General features: G+C 44.3%; 17 protein-coding genes. 6 read left to right on the top strand and 11 right to left on the bottom strand.

Annotated features, from left to right (window positions below):
* Positions 1–11: 11 nt before the first annotated feature.
* Entirely contained in the window at positions 12–1,004 is a 993-nt protein-coding gene (locus tag H6G17_RS07355) for a glycosyltransferase family 2 protein (RefSeq protein ID WP_192155647.1), read from the top strand.
* A gap of 39 nt (positions 1,005–1,043) precedes the next feature.
* Here H6G17_RS07355 and larB read toward each other — a convergent pair whose 3' ends face one another.
* The 5 genes from larB to H6G17_RS07330 form a co-directional block, all read right to left on the bottom strand.
* Entirely contained in the window at positions 1,044–1,814 is a 771-nt protein-coding gene (larB, locus tag H6G17_RS07350; protein ID WP_192155645.1) for a nickel pincer cofactor biosynthesis protein LarB, read from the bottom strand.
* Between the two features lie 92 nt (positions 1,815–1,906).
* On the bottom strand, positions 1,907–3,697 hold the full coding sequence (locus H6G17_RS07345; RefSeq protein ID WP_192155641.1) for an ABC transporter substrate-binding protein: 1,791 nt from the start codon (positions 3,695–3,697) through the stop codon (positions 1,907–1,909).
* A 21-nt stretch (positions 3,698–3,718) separates the two neighbouring features.
* Entirely contained in the window at positions 3,719–5,479 is a 1,761-nt protein-coding gene (locus H6G17_RS07340) for an ABC transporter substrate-binding protein (protein ID WP_192155639.1), read from the bottom strand.
* 62 nt (positions 5,480–5,541) lie between these two features.
* Complete coding sequence (locus H6G17_RS07335; protein ID WP_192155637.1) at positions 5,542–7,350, bottom strand: ABC transporter substrate-binding protein; 1,809 nt, start codon at positions 7,348–7,350, stop codon at positions 5,542–5,544.
* A 242-nt stretch (positions 7,351–7,592) separates the two neighbouring features.
* Positions 7,593–7,943: a hypothetical protein gene (locus H6G17_RS07330; RefSeq protein WP_192155634.1), complete on the bottom strand. Its 351-nt coding sequence runs from the start codon at positions 7,941–7,943 to the stop codon at positions 7,593–7,595.
* Between the two features lie 165 nt (positions 7,944–8,108).
* Between H6G17_RS07330 and H6G17_RS07325 the strand changes: the two genes are divergently transcribed.
* Positions 8,109–9,041: a bifunctional helix-turn-helix transcriptional regulator/GNAT family N-acetyltransferase gene (locus H6G17_RS07325; RefSeq protein ID WP_192155632.1), complete on the top strand. Its 933-nt coding sequence runs from the start codon at positions 8,109–8,111 to the stop codon at positions 9,039–9,041.
* Between the two features lie 15 nt (positions 9,042–9,056).
* Here the strand turns inward: H6G17_RS07325 and hisA are convergent, their stop codons facing one another.
* The 3 genes from hisA to H6G17_RS07310 form a co-directional block, all read right to left on the bottom strand.
* Positions 9,057–9,830 (bottom strand): 1-(5-phosphoribosyl)-5-[(5-phosphoribosylamino)methylideneamino]imidazole-4-carboxamide isomerase, encoded by a 774-nt coding sequence (gene hisA / locus H6G17_RS07320; protein ID WP_192155630.1) that lies wholly within the window; start codon positions 9,828–9,830, stop codon positions 9,057–9,059.
* 81 nt (positions 9,831–9,911) lie between these two features.
* Entirely contained in the window at positions 9,912–10,229 is a 318-nt protein-coding gene (locus H6G17_RS07315) for a DUF3593 domain-containing protein (RefSeq protein ID WP_192155628.1), read from the bottom strand.
* A gap of 55 nt (positions 10,230–10,284) precedes the next feature.
* The gene (locus H6G17_RS07310; RefSeq protein ID WP_192155626.1) at positions 10,285–10,617 is read right to left on the bottom strand and encodes a DUF2499 domain-containing protein; all 333 of its coding nucleotides are present in this window, start codon (positions 10,615–10,617) and stop codon (positions 10,285–10,287) included.
* Between the two features lie 267 nt (positions 10,618–10,884).
* Between H6G17_RS07310 and csaB the strand changes: the two genes are divergently transcribed.
* The gene (gene csaB / locus H6G17_RS07305; RefSeq protein ID WP_192155799.1) at positions 10,885–11,922 is read left to right on the top strand and encodes a polysaccharide pyruvyl transferase CsaB; all 1,038 of its coding nucleotides are present in this window, start codon (positions 10,885–10,887) and stop codon (positions 11,920–11,922) included.
* 125 nt (positions 11,923–12,047) lie between these two features.
* Here csaB and sbcD read toward each other — a convergent pair whose 3' ends face one another.
* The 3 genes from sbcD to cysH are packed head-to-tail and all read right to left on the bottom strand — an operon-like array spanning position 12,048 to position 14,488.
* Positions 12,048–13,343 carry an exonuclease subunit SbcD gene (gene sbcD / locus H6G17_RS07300; protein ID WP_192155624.1) on the bottom strand — a complete coding sequence of 432 codons (1,296 nt, stop codon included), beginning with the start codon at positions 13,341–13,343 and terminating at the stop codon, positions 12,048–12,050.
* 19 nt (positions 13,344–13,362) lie between these two features.
* Complete coding sequence (locus H6G17_RS07295) at positions 13,363–13,731, bottom strand: four helix bundle protein (protein WP_192155622.1); 369 nt, start codon at positions 13,729–13,731, stop codon at positions 13,363–13,365.
* A 31-nt stretch (positions 13,732–13,762) separates the two neighbouring features.
* A complete protein-coding gene (gene cysH / locus H6G17_RS07290) occupies positions 13,763–14,488 on the bottom strand; it encodes a phosphoadenosine phosphosulfate reductase (protein ID WP_192155620.1) in 726 nt (241 codons plus the stop codon).
* A gap of 12 nt (positions 14,489–14,500) precedes the next feature.
* On the opposite strand from cysH, the gene H6G17_RS34550 reads away from it, so the two are divergent.
* The 3 genes from H6G17_RS34550 to H6G17_RS07275 all read left to right on the top strand — a co-directional run bounded on the left by H6G17_RS34550 (position 14,501) and on the right by H6G17_RS07275 (position 18,173).
* Positions 14,501–14,950, top strand: a complete 450-nt coding sequence (locus H6G17_RS34550; RefSeq protein WP_199316574.1) for a glutaredoxin family protein — start codon at positions 14,501–14,503, stop codon at positions 14,948–14,950.
* A gap of 130 nt (positions 14,951–15,080) precedes the next feature.
* Positions 15,081–16,625, top strand: a complete 1,545-nt coding sequence (locus tag H6G17_RS07280) for a UDP-N-acetylmuramoyl-L-alanyl-D-glutamate--2,6-diaminopimelate ligase (protein ID WP_192155618.1) — start codon at positions 15,081–15,083, stop codon at positions 16,623–16,625.
* A gap of 132 nt (positions 16,626–16,757) precedes the next feature.
* The gene (locus tag H6G17_RS07275; protein WP_192155616.1) at positions 16,758–18,173 is read left to right on the top strand and encodes a DICT sensory domain-containing protein; all 1,416 of its coding nucleotides are present in this window, start codon (positions 16,758–16,760) and stop codon (positions 18,171–18,173) included.
* Positions 18,174–18,179: the final 6 nt, after the last annotated feature.

The raw sequence follows: 18,179 nt of genomic DNA, 5'->3' as shown, positions 1-18,179 counted from the left end.
GGTAGGAAGCGATGGTATCGCCTAAGTATTCCTTGGTTGTTCCAGTCTATAACGAAGAAAAAAATATCCTAGAACTCTATCGCCGCGTCAGTGCGGTTGGCGAACAATTGGATGGAGCCATAGAACTCATATTTGTTAATGATGGCAGCCGCGATCGCACTTTGCAAATCGTGCGCGACTTACATCAAAATGACCTTCGCGTATCCTACCTCAGTCTTGCCCGCAATTTCGGACATCAAATTGCGGTGACGGCTGGACTTAATTTTGCTAGGGGTGAAGTGGCGATTGTCATGGATGCAGACTTACAAGACCCGCCAGAATTGATTTTAGAGATGGTAGCCAAATGGCAAAATGGCTTTCAAGTGGTTTATGCTCAACGCACGCAGCGCCAAAAAGAAAGTTGGTTCAAACGCGGTACGGCATACATATTTTATCGCCTGCTCCAACACCTTGCTGATGTCGATATTCCCACCGACACTGGAGATTTCTGTTTGATCGATCGGCAAGTTTTAGATATCCTCAATGCCATGCCAGAACGCAATCGCTACATGCGCGGCTTACGGGCTTGGATTGGTTTTCGTCAAACAGCCGTACAATTCGATCGCCCGCCTCGTTTTGCTGGTAAGGTTAATTACACTTTTGGTAAGTCTTTGGCTCTGGCTTTAAATGGGTTGGTGTCGTTCTCCAAAGTCCCCTTGCGCCTCTCTACTTATGTCGGTCTATTTGCTGCGGCGATCGCTGTTCTCATGGCTCTACTCGTATTGTACTGGCGATTGTTTGTACCTCAGTCTCCTTTGACTGGCTTTACGATGATTTTGGTAGCAATTTTCTTCCTTGGTGCAGTTCAACTTGTCAGTATTGGCATCTTAGGTGAGTATATCGGGCGAATTTATGAAGAAGTCAAAGGTAGACCAATTTACACCTTAGCCGAATTAGGAGGATTTTCCAGTCATTCCGAATCTCACACAAAAATTAGGGAGTCGGGAGTCGGGAGTCGTAAGTGAGAATTAACTGGTAACTGGTAACTGGTAACTGGTCACTGGTCACTGTAATTTTCCTGCGGTGCGTAGAATTTGTCCTGCTAAAATCGCTGCACCGAAACCGTTATCTATATTGACAACTCCTATCCCTGCTGCACAAGAGTTGAGCATTGTCAAGAGGGGAGCTAAGCCGCTGAAACTCGCACCATAGCCAACGCTGGTAGGAACGGCAATGACGGGACAATCGGCTAATCCTGCAACGACACTGGGTAAAGCCCCTTCCATTCCCGCGACGACAATTAATACCGATGCTTCAGCGATGACGTGGCGGTTGTCTAGCAGGCGATGAATACCAGCAACGCCCACATCCCACAGCCGGAGAACGCGAAAACTAGACAGTTCGGCAGTTATAGCTGCTTCCTCGGCTACGGGTAAATCGGCAGTACCTGCCGAGAGGATACCAATTATACCAGGGTACTGCGGTTCGATCCGTGCTGGTGCGATCGCCGCAATCTTTGCCATCGGATAGTAACGCAGTCCCTCTACCTTCTCTTCTAACTGTTCTGCTACATCGGGTTCGATGCGCGTCGCCATCACTACTGAATTGCGCTGGCGCATCGCTGCCATAATTTGCACGATTTGGTCGGGAGTTTTGCCTTGACCCCAGATCGTTTCAGGAAACCCAGTTCTGAGCTGGCGATGATGGTCGATACGGGCAAATTCACCAACTGGTTCGTAGGTAAAATGTTTCAATTTGTCTAAGGCGACAGTTGGACTGACGTTACCAGCTGCCACAGATTCTAAGAGCGATCGCAAGGCTTCGGGTTGGGACATTTGAGGGGTGAGGAGTGAGGAGTGAGGAGTGAGGGGACAAGGAAGGAGTTTATTTTAACTTTTAGCTTTTGACTTTTTACTTTTCCTAGACCCTATTCTGTCACTTTCAGTTCGTATTTGTTCCACAGAGTACCAGCTTGGGAGCCGAGGGCGGTGTATTTTACTCCTTGGATGCGATCGCGAATTGCTCCTAGAGATAAGGGATTGACTAAGTAGATGAAAGGTAAGTATTCCTGAGTCAGGCGTTGGGTTTCCTGGTAAATTTTTTTGCGTTTATTTTCGTCTAACTCTTGCGCCCCACGGATGTATAGCCTACCAATTTCGGCTTCCCAATCTGCAACTTCTCTACCGATCAGCGGTTCTTGTCCTGGCTGAGGTTTGAAATTAAATGCGTGTAAGCCACCATCGGGCAACCATACATTAGCACTATCGTGGGGTTCTAAGCTACCAGAAATCAAGCCTAGTAAATAACATTCCCAATCGAGAGAGCTGTTGAGTTTATCTACCAGAATATTAAAATTGATGGGATTGTAATCAACTTGAATCCCGATTTTACTCAAATCTTGCCTTACTTGCGCTCCCATTGCTACGCGAGTTTTATTCTCGGTATTGGTAATTAAAGAAAAACGCACGCGATTTCCATCTGCATCGAGTAACTGATTTCTAGAGTTATATTTAAATCCTGCATTCAATAGTAACTTTTTAGCTTTATCGGGATTGTATTCATAGACTTTCAATCCTTGTTCTGGGGAGAGATAAAAAGGGTTTTGCGGTTCTATAGATGAATTTTGAACTGTCCCTACGCCACGAAAAACATTGTTTAACATTCTCTCGCGGTCTATGGCATGAGCAACGGCTTGACGAAAGGCTAGGTTATTAAACCAACGTGATTTTATCGGGTTGACAACAGGAGTACCGTTTTTTCTGATTCCTTTGTTGAGATTGAAGGAAATAAATGTTTTGCTAAATCTGGAACCTCCGTTATAAACCGTAAATTCTCCCCGTTCTTCTTCTTGTTTGAGCAGAGAAAAGTCTTCAGGAGTAATTTCGATACTATCTAATCCTCTAGAACGAAATTGGAGAGTAGTTGTATCGGTAGATTCAATAATTTGCCAGATAATTCTTTCTACATAGGGCAACTGTTTTCCTTGACTATCTTTACGCCAATAATAAGGATTACGACGAAATACAACTCGTTGACCTGGTGTGAAACTTTCTATTTTATAAGCACCATTGACAATAATTTTTGCTGGGTCAGTATCAGTACCCCAAGTTGAAGTAAATAGAGGATTACCCTTAGTATCTTTAGATGTAATCGATTTAGATAAAGCGTGTTTGGGTAAAATTCCTACAGAATTAGTTGACGCTCCTGTAGTTGTACTGAGAAATGGGGCAAATGGAGTAGAAAAGCTAAATTCAACTTGGCGATCGCTCATTTTTTTAATTTGAGGAAATTCGGCTTTATCGCCAATTTTCAAACCATCTTTCCAATCGGTAGAAATTTGCGAATTGAAAATGATGTCTTGATAAGTAAAGATGACATCATCTACTGTTAAAGGTTCACCATCAGACCAGCGTAAGTTCTCGCGTAAGGTAAAAGTAATATGCTTTTTATCTTCAGAAATTTGCCAAGATTCAGCTAAAGCTGGCTCAATTTCTCCAGTCTCACCATTGAGTGTAGTCAGTCCTTCAGCAATAAATAAAAATACGTGAGGGTATTCTTGATTGAGGGCGTAGTTAAAAGTTTTAGGATCTCTTAAAGTGCTTGTTACCCATTGTGATTGCGCTGCTGAAGTTCTAAATTTTGTTGGATTGCAACCTGTAAGCATGAGTTGGCAAGTGAGAAATAAAATCAAGATGAAGACAATAACTCGCGATCGCATTGTTTAATTAAATAGTTATTCCTAGTCTTTTGCTTCTTTCAACTCATAAACATTCCAAAGCGTCCCACCTAAAGCAGAGAATTTTGTTCCTTCAATGCGATCGCGAATTGCTGCTAAAGCTAAAGGATTAATTAAATGAATAAAAGGAAGATACTCTTGAGCTAAACGCTGAGTTTCTCCATAAATTTCTTTACGCTTTGTTTCATCAAGTTCTCTTGCTCCCTCGATGTAAAGACGACCGATTTCTGCTTCCCAGTCTGCAACTTCTCGTCCTTCAATTGGCGGTTGTCCTGGTTGTGGTTTCTGGTTAAAAGGATGGAAACCACCGTCAGGCGACCACACATTTGCTCCACCATGCGGTTCAATGCTACCAGTAATTAAACCAAAATAAGATTCCCATTCTAGAGTATTGGTAATTTTATCTACCATGACAGCAAAGTCAATTGGGGTAAAATCAACTTGAATTCCAATTTTGCTGAGATCTCGCTTGATTTGTGAACCAATTGCATCAACAGTTCTATTACCCGCTTGGCTGATCGTAGTGAACCGGACTCGATTACCTTCAGCATCGAGTAATTGACCTCTATTGTTATATTTAAACCCAGCTCTTTCGAGCAATTCTTTGGCTTTTTCAGGATTATAGTTATAAACTCTTAAACCTTCTTCAGGAGAGAGATAGTAAGGACTTTGAACGGAAATTGGCGAATTTTGTAGCTGTCCTAAACCACGATACACATTATTTAGCATTGCTTCGCGATTTATACCATAAGCAACTGCTTGTCTAAATGCTACTGTATTAAACCACCGTGATTTGATTGGATTGACTAAAGGTTTTCCCTGACGACGACCTTTATTTAAATTGAAACAAATAAAGTTTGTGCCGAAGTCTGAACCACCACTATAGATTTTAAAATCTCCTCGTTCTTCCTCTCGTTTTAGTAATTGAAAACTCGTAGAACCAATCTCTAGCATGTCTAATCCTAGCGAACGAAACTGAATTAGAGCTGTATCTGGTGATTCAACAATTTGCCAAATTAGCCGCTCAATATAAGGTAAAGCATTTCCTTGCGCGTCTTTCCGCCAGTAGTAGGGATTGCGGCGAAAGACTATACGCTGATTTACCGTGTAGCTTTCCAGCGTAAAAGGACCATTAACTATAATTTTTTTCAGGTCTGTATCCGTTCCCCATGTAGACAAAAACTGGGGTTTACCATCTTTATTTTTAGTTTCTACTGATTGACGTAGAGCGTGTTCTGGTAAGATGACTATTCCACCTGCAAATCGTAAAAAAGGTGCAAATGGCTCTGGAACTGTAAATTCTACTCGACGGTCATCTAATTTACGAACTTTAGGTAAAGCTTTACTCTTGCCAATGCGCAGAATATCTCGAAGATCTGTAGGAATTTGCTCGTTAAAATAAATATTATTATAAGTAAAAACGATATCGTCAACTGTTAACGGTTCTCCATCCGACCATTTTAAATTTGGTTTTAGAGTAAAAACGATTTGGAGATTGTCTTCAGAAATTTCCCAAGATTCTGCTAATGCTGGCTCTAACTTTCCGGTTTCGCCATTTTCAGTAATTAACCCTTCATAAAGAAATCCAAAAACGTTGGGTGACGATTGATTTAAGGCGTAATTAAAGGTTTGCGGGTCGCCTGGAACTCTCGCCACGATTTGCGGAACTTGAGTGGCGTTCGTTCTCATTTCAGTTGGATTACAGCCAGAAAGCGCGATCGCAACTAATAATATTAGTGTTATCAAAAAATTTCGACGGATCATAGATTGTAATTTGTATATGTAATTGTAGGGGCGCACAGCTGTGCGCCCCTACATCTCTGAATTTATTCTTCTTTTACTTTCAATTCGTATATGTTCCAAAAAGCGCCACCTAAAGCAGAGAATTTTGTTCCCTCAATGCGATCGCGAATTGCAGCTAGCGATAAAGGATTATATAAGGTAATATAGGGTAAATATTCTTGAGCAGTGCGTTGGAATTCATTATAGATTTCCTTCCGCTTGGCTTCGTCGAATTCCTGCGCTCCTTTAATAAATAGATCTTCAATCTTTTGTTCCCAATCCGCAATTTCTCGTCCTTGAATTGGTGCTTGTCCTACTTGAGGTAATTGGTTGAAATTGTGCAAGCCACCTGCTGTCAACCATACATTTGCGCCGTCGTTCGGTTCAATTCCACCACCAATAAAACCACCGATATAACACTCCCAATCTAAAGAATTAGAAGTCTTATCTATTAAAGTTCCAAAATCGAGAAATTGGAGATCGACTTGCATACCAATTTTGCCTAAGTCTCGTTGAATTTGAGCTACCGTTCTCCCACTATTACCTCTACCCCCAGCAGGAACCATGAGAGTAAATCGTACCCGATTATCTTGAGCATCAAATAATTGATTTTTATTGTTGTATTTGAATCCAACTTTTTGCAGTAATTCTTTAGCTTTATCTGGATCGTAGTTGTAAACTTTTAGCCCTTTTTCAGGAGGAAGAAAATACGAACTCTGAGTGTCAATTGGTGAATTTTGTAGTTCTCCCAAACCCCGTAAGAAATTATTTATCATCGTTTGGCGATCGAGTCCGTAAGCAACTGCTTGTCTAAACTCAACTTTGTTAAACCAGCGCGATTTAATCGGATTGACTAAAGGTTTACCGTTTCTACTACCTTTATTCAAATTAAAGGTAATGAAAGACATACCGAAAGCAGGTCCACCATTGTAGATTTTAAAATTGCCTCGTTCTTCTTCACGTTTGAGCAGAGAAAAATTATCTGCTGAAGCTGAAGCTACATCTAGTCCACCAGAACGAAACTGGACTAAAGTTGTTTCTGGATTTTCGACAATTCGCCAAATGTATTTTTCAATGTAAGGCTGAGAATTGCCTTGAGCATCTTTACGCCAATAATTAGGGTTACGGCGATAAACTAAGCGTTGAGCAGGTACGTAGCTTTCAAGTGTAAAAGGACCATTAGTGACAACTTTTGTTGGATCTGTATCCGTTCCCCAAGTGCTTAAAAAGCGAGGGTTTCCCTTAGCGTCTTTTGTTTTGACTGATTCTTGTAAAGCGTGTTTTGGTAAAATGGCGATCGCACTCGTAGGATCTCCCGTCGTCGTAGCTAAAAATGGTGAAAAAGGTTCGGGCATGATAAATTCGACGCGGCGATCGTCCAACTTGATAACTTTTGGATAAGCCTTTTGCTTACCAATTTGAATGTAGTCTCTTAAATCTGTAGGAATGGCTTTGTTTAAAACAATATCGTTATAAGTAAATACGACATCATCTGCTGTAAGTGGATGACCGTCAGACCATTTTAACCCTTCTCTTAAAGTGAAAATAATATTTAATTTATCTTCGGAAATTTGCCAAGATTCTGCTAATTCTGGTTCGAGTTCTTTGGTAATACCATTAACTGTAGTTAATCCTCTAAAGGTCATATTAAAAATATTTGGGACTTGATGACCTAAAGCATAATTAAACGTATCGGGATCGGTAGTCACGCTTACCACTATTTGCGGTACGTCAGCTGCTTGGGTTCTCATCTCAGCCGGATTGCAGCCAGACAGCGCGATCGCCATGACTCCAGCTAGTATACCTGCTAACCATTTACGCCAGGATTGGGAAAGAGTAATTGGGTATTTCATGAGATAACTTGAATCGCGATCGCGCTACCAGTCACAAAAGTTTGCGAAATATTAAAATATCGATGTCTACATATGTTGCTTTAAGCCTCACTATAATACCTATTTTCGCTAGAAGTACGAGCGCGGACGGGCAAGATGCCCATCCCAAACCCCATAACAATAAAATAACAGGAGCGATCGCCAATCTTACTTAAGCTGGCATTGCTCCTGTTACAGATAATTGAAAGGTTTACCAGTAACTACTATTTAGTTACCTTATCGACTGCCTCTTTTGCTCCCTCTACTGCTTTATTAACGATATTCTCTTCAGGGTGAGATTTTTTAAACTCTTTGAGATTGTCTTCGTACACTTTATCTTTGTTACTAGCAGCTCTAACTTGATCTTCATAAGCTTGTTCGCGCTGCTCGACATCCACAGTTCCAACTTGGCTATTTTTATCCATTTGTTCTTGTTGGATCAGTTTTTGGTTGGGAGTTGCGGCATAACTAGGCTCACAGACAAACAAACCAGAAACGAGCAATAGCGCGATCGCGGCTAGTAATAAAACTTTGCGTTGTAAATTTTGCTTAAAATTGGTAAAAATGCACTGCATACAAACACCCTCCTAAGATTTGAAGCTGAACGCAATCCTACGAAGAAAGGCACGGTGAAGACTTCTACCGCAGGATACAGTTATCAGCTACGAGTCCTATTTAATTGACAAAAGCAATTAAATGTTTGCTAAAGTCAATCAAGTAGCATAGAGCCAAAAGTTGTCATGGTAGCCCAGACAGATCGAGTTCGGCACATAGAAACTGTACGACGCTTCAATCGCTTCTACACGCGACAGATTGGTGTTTTACAAGAAGGATTGTTAAGTAGCCCGTTTTCCCTAGCAGAAGCACGGATTCTCTACGAACTAGCGCACCGCGATCGCACTACAGCCAGCGAACTAACTAAAGAGTTAGGGTTAGACGCGGGTTATTTAAGTCGGATTTTACGTGGCTTTACACAGCAAGGATTAATCGATCGCCAACCATCTGAAACTGATGGTAGACAAAACTCGATCTCGCTCACAGAACAGGGACAGCAAGCTTTTGCCCAGTTGAACGAGCGATCGCAGCATAAAATTGGCGAGATGTTGAGTCAAATGTCTGTTGCCAATCAAAGCCGCTTGGTTGAGGCAATGCAAACGATTGAGGAATTATTAGGTACGGCATCCAACAGCAAAAATCCTTACTTACTGCGTTCTCACCAACCAGGAGACATAGGCTGGATCGTTCATCGCCACGGTGTATTATACGCTCGGGAATATGGTTGGAACGAACAGTTTGAGGCGCTAGTGGCGAGGATTGTGGCAGAGTTTATTCAAAATTATGACCCGAAAAAAGAACGGTGCTGGATTGCGGAAAAGGACGATGAAATAGTCGGTTCTGTATTTTTAGTCAAAAAATCAGACACAGTTGCCAAATTGCGCTTGCTGCTAGTCGAACCCAAAGCTAGGGGTTTAGGAATTGGAACGCGGCTAGTGAAAGAATGCGATCGCTTTGCCAGACAAGCGGGATATGAAAAAATTGAGTTATGGACGAATAGCATATTATCTGCTGCCCGTCGCATCTATGAAGCAGCAGGATATCGCTTAGTACACCAAGAACCCCATCATAGCTTTGGTCAAGATTTAGTTGGGCAGACGTGGGAATTGATGTTGTAGAGTGTCATTGGTCATTTAGGCAAAAGCCGACGATCCTAAATCTGGAGGGATATCTTGCCAGCGTCCTTGTCCAACTGCTTGTATAGCTTGTGTGAGGGAAATATCGCCAGTATACAAGGCACGACCGACGATCGCACCCGTAACGCCAAGGGGTTCTAAAGCTAGGAGGCTGAGTAAGTCGGTGACAGAACTTACACCTCCAGAAGCGATGACGGGAATAGATAAACTTGTGGCTAACTCTCGTAGTGCATCCAAGTTGGGTCCAGCAAGAGTTCCATCGCGATGAATATCAGTGTAAATAATTGCTGCCGCACCCAGTTGTTGCATTTGCTGGGCTAAATCTGCGGCTAAGACTTCCGAAGTTTCCAACCAGCCGCGTGTAGCTACCTTACCATTACGCGCATCAATACCAACAACAATTCGCCCTGGAAATTCTTGACACAGACTAGCTACTAACTGGGGTTGTTCTACAGCTACAGTACCCAAAATAACTCGCTGTACGCCTAATTCTAAGAGTTGGGCAACACTAGCGCGATCGCGCAATCCGCCACCAACTTGAATTGGTACTGACACTGCCTCTACAATAGCGGCGATCGCCTCCAAGTTAGCAGGTTTACCTACTTTTGCACCATCTAAATCGACGACATGCAGCCACGTAGCACCTTGGCTAGTCCATTGTTGTGCAACATCAGCCGGATTATCGTGAAAAACCTGGGAGCGATCGTAGTCTCCCTGATACAGTCGCACGCAGCGACTTTCAAGTAAATCTATGGCGGGAAAAAGATCCATAAGTTCAGTTATCAGTTATCAGTTATCGGTAGAGAGTGGTACACGATCGAATTTTGAATGCGTGAATTTTGAATTGCTTCCTCAGCTCTCTTCCCCTGCTCCCTGCTCCCTGCTCCCTGCCCCCTGCTTCAGAGCCTGTCGAAAACCCAAAACAATCAGAATATTAGAGAGAGTTAAAAATACTTCAGCGCTACCATGCAACCAGTCAACATTAGCAAGAGATTCGCCGTAATGGACTTGGGCGTAAATTCCGGCGGGGATAGTGACGGCGACAAATACCAAAGTACCGTAGAAGCCGAATAATGCTAGGCGAGGCAGTTGTTGAGAGCGAGTTACAAACCAGAGAAAGCCTAGATAGGGAAACAGAGAGAGTGCGAAAAGGGTTTCTTTTGAAATCATTAGAGATAAGCAGAAGGCAGAAGGCAAATGTATTGTACGTTTAATTATTATCCTTCTACTTAGAAGAAATCTTGCTGTGCGATCGCGTCACTGGCGATCGCGTCGAACGCCATAGCAACCAACCAGCAGCTAATAACGTGAAGTTTCCGATTAAAGTCATGCTAGCTTGAAGCGTTACCAACCACTCTAAGGATTTGGCATTGTCGAAGAAGTGCCAAGTACAGGCACACATGGCACTAATTAAAGCTGGTAGCATTGCCAGAGAAAACGCATACCAAGCGCGGTTGCCCACAACCTCGCCATAACTCCAAATTAACCAAATGGCGATCGCCCATTCAATGACACTAGAGACGTGAATAATCCAGGTAGGAATTGATAGTGCGTGCATTTTGAGGGAGTAGGGAGTAGGGAGCAGGGGAAAGAGAGCTGGGGAAGCTGAGGGAGCTGAGGGAGAAGGGAGACAAGGGAGACAAGGGGAGGGGGAGAGCGGGAGAGTGGGGGCGCAACTACCAACTACCAACTACCAATTCCCTACACCCCACACCCTGTTCGCTGATAACTGATAACTGTTAACTGCAAACATACAGCCAATATATTATAAAGTTTTTATCAAGTTTGGATTAAGTCAAGATTACGGGGTGACGATGTGAGGCAAATACGGGTGGTGTTGTGCGGGTATTACGGCAAAGGTAATGGCGGTGATGAGGCGTTGCTAGCAACACTGTTGCAAATGCTACCCAAAAATGCCACGCCTATTATTCTGTCTGGTAATCCGGCGCAGACGCAGGAGCGCTATCAAGTAGAAGCTTGCGATCGCATGGCTTTTTCTCCTGTGTGGAAAACCTTGCAGCAGTCTGATGCTTTTATTTGGGGTGGGGGCAGCATTATGCAAGACTCTACCAGTGCCATCAGCCCGTTTTACTATGGTGGATTAATGACTCTGGCGCAAAAATTAGGATTGAAAACGATGGCTTGGGCGCAGGGAATTGGTCCTTTAAAAAGTCCTCTAACCCGGTGGTTGACAAAACAGACATTTGCTGGGTGTACGGGGGTGAGCATCCGCGATCGCGGTTCGGCAAGTTTGCTGACCGATTGGCAGATTCCCCATCTGCAAGCACCCGATCCGGTATGGGCGTTGGAAGCCGGAAATACACCTGGGTTGTGGGATTTACCAGCGCCGAGAGTTGCCGTGACTTTGCGATCGCACCCACAATTAACTCCCAATCGCCTTGCTAATTTGACTCGCGCTTTAGTTGATTTTCAACGGGCAACAAACACCTGCATTTTATTAGTGCCATTTCAACTATCGCAAGACTTAGCGATCGCTCAAGCGATTCAGCCGCAATTACCAGGGGCAAATCAAATCCTCTACCTCGAAGATCCGAAAAGTTTAAAAGGCGTATTTCGCGGTGTAGAAATGGCAATTGGAATGCGCTTTCATAGCCTAATTATGGCAGCTGCGGAAGGTTGTCGCTGTTTTGCCATCAGCTACGATCCAAAAGTCGATCGCCTGATGGCAGAACTATCTATACCTGGATGGGATGTCGCTCAAATTCCCGACGACCCTAACATTATCAGCCGGACTTGGATCGAACACTATGCCAACGGCGACCCTTTAAGTCCAGACCAAATTCAGTCTTTAGTAGACAGAGCCTACATGCACCGTGAATTGCTGCGGGAAGTTTTGCAATAGTAGTGGTCATTAGTCATTGGTCATTTGTCAGGAGTCAGAAAAACGTATTTAAATGCTTCCTCAGCTCCCTCAGCTCCCTCAGCTCTTTCCCCCTGCTCCCTGCTCTCTGCTCCCTGCTCATGATTTCACAGCAACCGTAACTGTCCGTCAGTATTACTTGCATCGATTTCAGTTTTTGGGGCAGATTCTAACCAAGTTTCTGTATCGGCTGCTAGTAATTGTTGGGCAGCTACCATCATTTGAGCGGTAAGATCTTTCAAGTCCTCGCGATTATCTAGATAAGTTTTTAAGGCATCGAGGGGATCGATACTGCTACTCGCGTCTAATTGCGGTAAACGCGGTCGTGCTAGCTGACTGATCAGCTCTGGTTGAATTGTATAACTGTGAGCAGAACTTAGAACTTGATGAAGTGCTGCATTATCAATTAAATCGATTTGCTCGGAGCGGAGTTTGTAAATTAGTCTGACGACTGCATCGGTAATATTCTTTTTCGCGATCGCTTTAATTAATGCTGCTTGCGGATCGGCTGCATTGGCTACATCGACGTTAATGGTACAAAAAGGACGAACTGGTAGCGGGCAGAACTCCCATTTGGTACTACCCCGCTGTAGTTCTATCATCACGTAGCCTTTGTCTTCTTTTTCTTCGCTAAAATCGACTCGCTCGATACTACCAGGGTAAATAATTGGCGGTTCGTTAGATGGGTTGAGGTTTTGATGGCGGTGGACGTGTCCGAGGGCAACGTAGTCTAACTCGGGACGAGTTAGAAGAGACAGGGGAATAGTAAAACCTTTCCCTACAGCTAAGAAGCGCTCAGCACCATAGGAAGCATTATCGATCATCAAATGACCTAGAAGTACTGTCGGAATCTTGGGGTCGAGCCGACGAATTTCTCCTTCTAAGGCAGCACGCAAGCGATCGATCAATAACTGGTTGACATCGGCGAGGGATAAACCTTCTGTTTCTGGACGAGTCAGGAGAGTGGAACGAGTCAGCCAGGGGAGAGTGATGACTTGAACTGTACCATTGTTTGTTTGAATGTGATGGGTCATCAAGCGATCGCCCACCATAAACCCCGGTACGCCCAAAGTCCGATAAATGCACAAACTCGCCCCCCCTTGCCCTTGAGAATGCTGGTCGTGGTTGCCTACCAATAATACGGTGGGAACCCGAGCATCAACCAAGCGACGAAATTGACTGGCAAATTTTTCTTGAATATATGGAGGTGGCGTAGCATCGGGAAAAGCATCCCCACCAAACAGCACCAAATCCACTGGTTCTTCTAACGCGCGATCGATACAGCGCGATAAAGTCTTGACAAAATCTTCTAAACGTGTGTTCAATCCAGTTTCAGGATTGAGCCGACCGTGGGAAAAGCTACTTCCCATGTGGATGTCTGAAAGATGGAGGATTTTAATCATAGGAGTCAGGAGTCAGGAGTCAGGAGTCAGGAGTCAGGAGAGAAGAATAGTAAGCATCTAATAGCTTGCTAACTTCTTCAAGTAGAAGGCATAACTCTAAGCTATCGCCGTAGCCGAGGTCTTTTGCCAAAATCAGGTAATAGCGGCACTCCTCGACAGAGCCTTGGACAATATTCATAAACCGTGCTTTGTCAGTTTTGTTTTTCTTCTTAAATCCTTCTGCAATATTGGCAGGAATAGAAATTGCCGCTCTCCTGAATTGAGAAGTCAAGCCATACAATTCTGTTTTAGGAAAGTTTTCGCTGAAACGATATACTGCTGAAACAAACTGATGAGCTTTTTGCCAAACAATTAAGTCTTGGAAGACCCTTGCTGGTATTCTCTTCATTCTGACTCCTGACTCCTGACTTCTGGCTCCTTCAAATATGAATTCCACATTCAGTCTTGTCAGAACCCCGCCAGCGTCCGGCGCGTTCGTCTTCGCCTTCGGCTACGGGTGTGGTAATCGGTTCGTCGCCAATACTGGGATAGCCTTGGTCGTGGAGCGGATTGTAAATGACGTTATGCTCGAAAACATAAGCCCAAGTTTCTTTGCGCGTCCAAGAAGCGATGGGATTGACTTTGAGGCGCTGTTGACTGTCGAGTTCAAAAACAGGCATATCAGAACGGGTACGCGCCTGATCGCGCCGCCGTCCGGTAATCCAAGCTACAGCGTTGAGTTCGGCTAGTCCTCGTTGCAGAGGTTCGATTTTGGTCAAGTGGTGAAATTGCTGAATGTCGCTATCCCATAAGGCTTCGCCATATTTGGCAGCAAAAGCAGCCCGAGTATCCACATCTGGAGTTTTATAAACTTGCAGATCCAAGTCGTACAAGTCTTTAACTTTGGAGACTAGCTCTAAAGTCTGGGGAAAGTGGTGTAAAGTGTCGAGAAACATAACCGGGGTGCGGTGCTTGAGTTCGCGGTAGAGAATATCAGTGATGACGATATCGTCTACGTTGAAAGCGCTGGTTTGTACTAAGGCTGTGGGAATGTTCTCGACACACCAGGCAAGAATTTTGCTAGGATGAGCTGTCTCATATTTGCGATTTAGCTCATCTAGATCGAAATTTGGTGTTTGGATAGAAGATGTTGAAGAAACAGTCATCTGCGCAATGATGTGAATAGTTCTGCATATTCAACAATAACGGAAATCAGTTATCAGTTATCAGTTATTAGGGAGCAGGGAGCAGGGAGCAGGGAGCAGAGGAAGCAGAGGAGATTAAACAATTTCCGACTTACGACTTACGACTTACGACTTACGACTTACGACTTACGACTTAAGTTTATGCACTTGATTCTCTATAGCAAACCTGAATGTCATTTGTGTGAAGGCTTGCAGGAAAAGCTAGCACAAATTTTATCTACACACCAAGATCTGTCGCTGGAAGTCCGCAATATCACACTACAGGAAGATTGGTGGCAGGCATATCAATACGAAGTACCTGTTTTATTTCTGCATAGTGACGATGGGCGATCGCTCCTTCTACCTCGTCCCTCTCCTCGGGCTACAGTGGGGCAAATTCAACAGATGCTTCAGAAATATGTAAATCATCATGAAGCAGAATAGGTGCAATTGAAAGCTGGGATTAAGCTAGCTAGTTAACAGTTATCAGTTATCAGAGGACAGTTAACCGTCAATCGTCAACCATCAACTACCAATTACCAATTACCAATTACCAATTACCAATTACCAAATCATGAAGTTAGGCGAATTGTTAGCAAAAGTTGACAGTATCGAACAACTACCCCAGCATCCAGCTTTAGATCTGGAGGTGAAGGGTTTAACAACAAATTCTCATGCTTGCCAAGTTGGCGATCTCTTTATTGGAATGCCTGGAACGCGGGTGGATGGAGGAGAGTTTTGGCAAAGCGCGATCGCGAGTGGGGCGATCGCGGCTTTAGTCTCTTCTCAGGTAGCCCTGAAGGGAGCTGAGGGAACCCAGGGAGCTGAGGAGGCTTGTATTATTGCCGCTAGGGATATGGTTCGGGCTTGCGCTGGAGTGGCGGCTGCTTTTTACGGCTATCCAGCCACGCAAATGCGGCTGGTGGGGGTGACGGGAACGAATGGTAAAACGACCACCACCCATTTAATCGAATTTTTCCTCCAACAAGCAAAGTTATCTACAGCTTTATTTGGAACTCTTTATTCTCGTTGGGCAGGTTTCGAGCAAACAGCAGCTCATACTACGCCATTTGCTGTAGAACTGCAACAGCAATTAGCTAACGCCGTGCAAGCGGGGACTCAAGTAGCGGTGATGGAAGTCAGTTCTCATGCTTTAGCGCAAGGACGAGTTTTAGGGTGTCCGTTTGAAGTAGGGGTGTTTACCAATCTGACTCAAGATCACCTAGACTTCCACCGCGATATGGAAGACTATTTTGCCGCAAAAGCCTTGCTATTCAGTCCCGAATATCTCCAAGGACGAGCAATTATTAATACAGACGATCCCTACGGACAAAGATTAATTCAACAACTACCACCGGAACGGGTGTGGAGCTATAGCGTCCAAGCTGAAACAACAGCCGACTTCTATTTAAGCGATCTGGGTTACGAACCAACGGGAGTGAGCGGTAAATTACACACACCCGCAGGAGAAGTAGAATTTCGATCGCCACTCGTGGGTCAATATAATTTAGCCAATTTACTCGCAGCAGTAGCAGCCGCTTTACACTTGGGCGTAGATTTACAACTCATCGCTAACGTATTGCCGCAATTTGCCGGAGTCCCTGGGAGAATGGAGCGGGTGCAAGTGAGTCCCCATCAGGATATCAGCGCGATCGTCGATTATGCTCATACACCTGATAGTTTAGAAAACTTGTTGAAAGCAGCCCGACCATTTATTCCAGGTAAGATGATTTGCGTGTTTGGCTGTGGAGGCGATCGCGATCGCACCAAGCGTCCGAAAATGGGTAAAATCGCCGCCGATTTAGCAGATGTCGTTTACGTCACTTCTGATAATCCCCGCACCGAAGACCCAGAAAGGATTCTCCAAGATATTCTCGCTGGAATTCCTAACACAATAGACCCATTTGTCATTTGCGATCGCGCTACAGCAATTCAAACGGCAATTCAACAAGCCCAATCCGGCGATGGCGTGCTAATTGCTGGCAAAGGTCACGAAGATTACCAAATTTTAGGTACGGAAAAAATCCACTTTGACGATCGCGAACAGGCGAGAAATGCACTAAGAATTCGGGAGTCGGGAGTCGGGAGTCGGGAGTTGGGAAAGAGTGATGAGTGGTGAGTGGTACGTGGTGCGTGGGGTAAGTGGCTAGTGACTAGTGGCTGGTGACTAGTAGAATTGCTTCCTTGTCCCCCTTGTCCCCCTTGTCTCCCTTGTCTTCCTTGTCCTCCCTCTAACCCATAATTCCTAGTAATGGACATCTCCCTTTATCGACTGGCTCTGAGTATAGAACAACCACCATCGCCGATGTTGGTGAGTCCGGCAACCTTGCTTTCCTTAGTAGAATCGGTGATGGAATTACTGGTAGAAAAGCAAATCTCAGCAACACTATGGCTAAAGTTACCATCAGGGAAAGTCTGGTATGCTTCGATTCAGCGCTATCACGAGCAGGTGAGAGTCTCTGACAAAACCTATGTTTGCTACGGACAGGAAACTGCGATCGCTCAATTGTCTGGTTTCCCAATGGTTCCAGTCCAATTATTACCAAATAGCCATCTACGGCGGGATTATTTTCTCGTCGTCCATTCGCCTCAATTCTGCTGTATGGTGCTGGCACATCGATCGCGACTGAAACGCAAAAAGGGAAAAACTAAGGAAAACGATCGCCAAAAGAAATTTTTACCCTTGCTGAGTCTTTGCTCGTTTGAGGGACGAGTCTTACAGGAAGTACTCAAGGGAATCGGTCATGTCGTGGCTCAAAGCGTGCGTTGGAAGCTAGCGCAGCACAAGCAGCCAGCGATCGCCCCAGAGGTGATGAAAAATTGGGAGACGCTGTTTGCTTGTCCGTCTACACCCGATCCAGGACTATTAGAGCGATTATTTGCCAAACAAGTTCAGCAACAAGATGCGACTCGCCGGAGTACGTTTGACGAACTCACTGGCACTTTAAAACGGCAAAATCAAGCTTTAGCAAACGCCTTAACTCGTAAAGATGAATCGTTCGGTCGGATGTGTGAAGAACTCCGCATTCCGCTGACACATATGAAAACGGCTTTGAGTCTTTTAAATTCTCCTCACCTCAAACCACCGCAAAAACAGCGCTATTTGCAGATTTTGAGTAGCGAGTGCGATCGCCAAAATTCTTTAATTAACGGTTTATTAGAATTAGTTCAATTAGACAGAACGGCGGAACAAACAGTTTTGCAACCGCTAAAGTTGAGTGACATTATTCCAGGGGTAGTTAGTACCTACCAACCTCTAGCTCAAGAAAAAGGCATTATGCTTGCCTACACTGTCTCCTCCGATTTGCCTTCTATTTTCTGCTCTAACAATTGGTTGCGACAAATCGCTATTAATTTGTTACATAACAGTATTAAATTTACTCCTACAGGCGGGCAAGTTTGGGTTAAAGCCTGTATTCAAGGCGAATACGTGCAATTAGAATTTCGCGATACCGGAATTGGAATTTCGCCCAACGAGATCCCCAAAATCTTCGATCGCTTTTATCGGGTGCGTTCTGTTTCCAGCGAAGATATAGGTGGTGCGGGACTTGGTTTAACAATCGTTCAACAGCTTTTACTACGCTGTGGCGGTTCTATTTCCGTTAAAAGTAAAGTTGGCGAGGGTTCTATTTTCAATGTTTTGTTACCTATTGCCCCATCTAAGTAAAGTGTG

The sequence above is a fragment of the Chroococcidiopsis sp. [FACHB-1243] genome, from assembly GCF_014696895.1.
Taxonomy (GTDB): Bacteria; Cyanobacteriota; Cyanobacteriia; order Cyanobacteriales; family Chroococcidiopsidaceae; genus Chroococcidiopsis.
This window is presented reverse-complemented; position numbering and strand designations above follow the sequence as displayed.

What these genes read in the sequence shown, in the direction of transcription:
- hisA (WP_192155630.1), bottom strand. Translation starts at nt 9,830, where the DNA reads ATGGATCTTTTTCCCGCCATAGATTTACTTGAAAGTCGCTGCGTGCGA.
- H6G17_RS07280 (WP_192155618.1), top strand. Translation starts at nt 15,081, where the DNA reads ATGAAGTTAGGCGAATTGTTAGCAAAAGTTGACAGTATCGAACAACTA.
- H6G17_RS07325 (WP_192155632.1), top strand. Translation starts at nt 8,109, where the DNA reads ATGGTAGCCCAGACAGATCGAGTTCGGCACATAGAAACTGTACGACGC.
- H6G17_RS07295 (WP_192155622.1), bottom strand. Translation starts at nt 13,731, where the DNA reads ATGAAGAGAATACCAGCAAGGGTCTTCCAAGACTTAATTGTTTGGCAA.
- H6G17_RS07340 (WP_192155639.1), bottom strand. Translation starts at nt 5,479, where the DNA reads ATGATCCGTCGAAATTTTTTGATAACACTAATATTATTAGTTGCGATC.
- H6G17_RS07335 (WP_192155637.1), bottom strand. Translation starts at nt 7,350, where the DNA reads ATGAAATACCCAATTACTCTTTCCCAATCCTGGCGTAAATGGTTAGCA.
- H6G17_RS07315 (WP_192155628.1), bottom strand. Translation starts at nt 10,229, where the DNA reads ATGATTTCAAAAGAAACCCTTTTCGCACTCTCTCTGTTTCCCTATCTA.
- cysH (WP_192155620.1), bottom strand. Translation starts at nt 14,488, where the DNA reads ATGACTGTTTCTTCAACATCTTCTATCCAAACACCAAATTTCGATCTA.
- H6G17_RS07310 (WP_192155626.1), bottom strand. Translation starts at nt 10,617, where the DNA reads ATGCACGCACTATCAATTCCTACCTGGATTATTCACGTCTCTAGTGTC.
- H6G17_RS07275 (WP_192155616.1), top strand. Translation starts at nt 16,758, where the DNA reads ATGGACATCTCCCTTTATCGACTGGCTCTGAGTATAGAACAACCACCA.
- larB (WP_192155645.1), bottom strand. Translation starts at nt 1,814, where the DNA reads ATGTCCCAACCCGAAGCCTTGCGATCGCTCTTAGAATCTGTGGCAGCT.
- H6G17_RS07345 (WP_192155641.1), bottom strand. Translation starts at nt 3,697, where the DNA reads ATGCGATCGCGAGTTATTGTCTTCATCTTGATTTTATTTCTCACTTGC.
- H6G17_RS07330 (WP_192155634.1), bottom strand. Translation starts at nt 7,943, where the DNA reads ATGCAGTGCATTTTTACCAATTTTAAGCAAAATTTACAACGCAAAGTT.
- sbcD (WP_192155624.1), bottom strand. Translation starts at nt 13,343, where the DNA reads ATGATTAAAATCCTCCATCTTTCAGACATCCACATGGGAAGTAGCTTT.
- H6G17_RS07355 (WP_192155647.1), top strand. Translation starts at nt 12, where the DNA reads ATGGTATCGCCTAAGTATTCCTTGGTTGTTCCAGTCTATAACGAAGAA.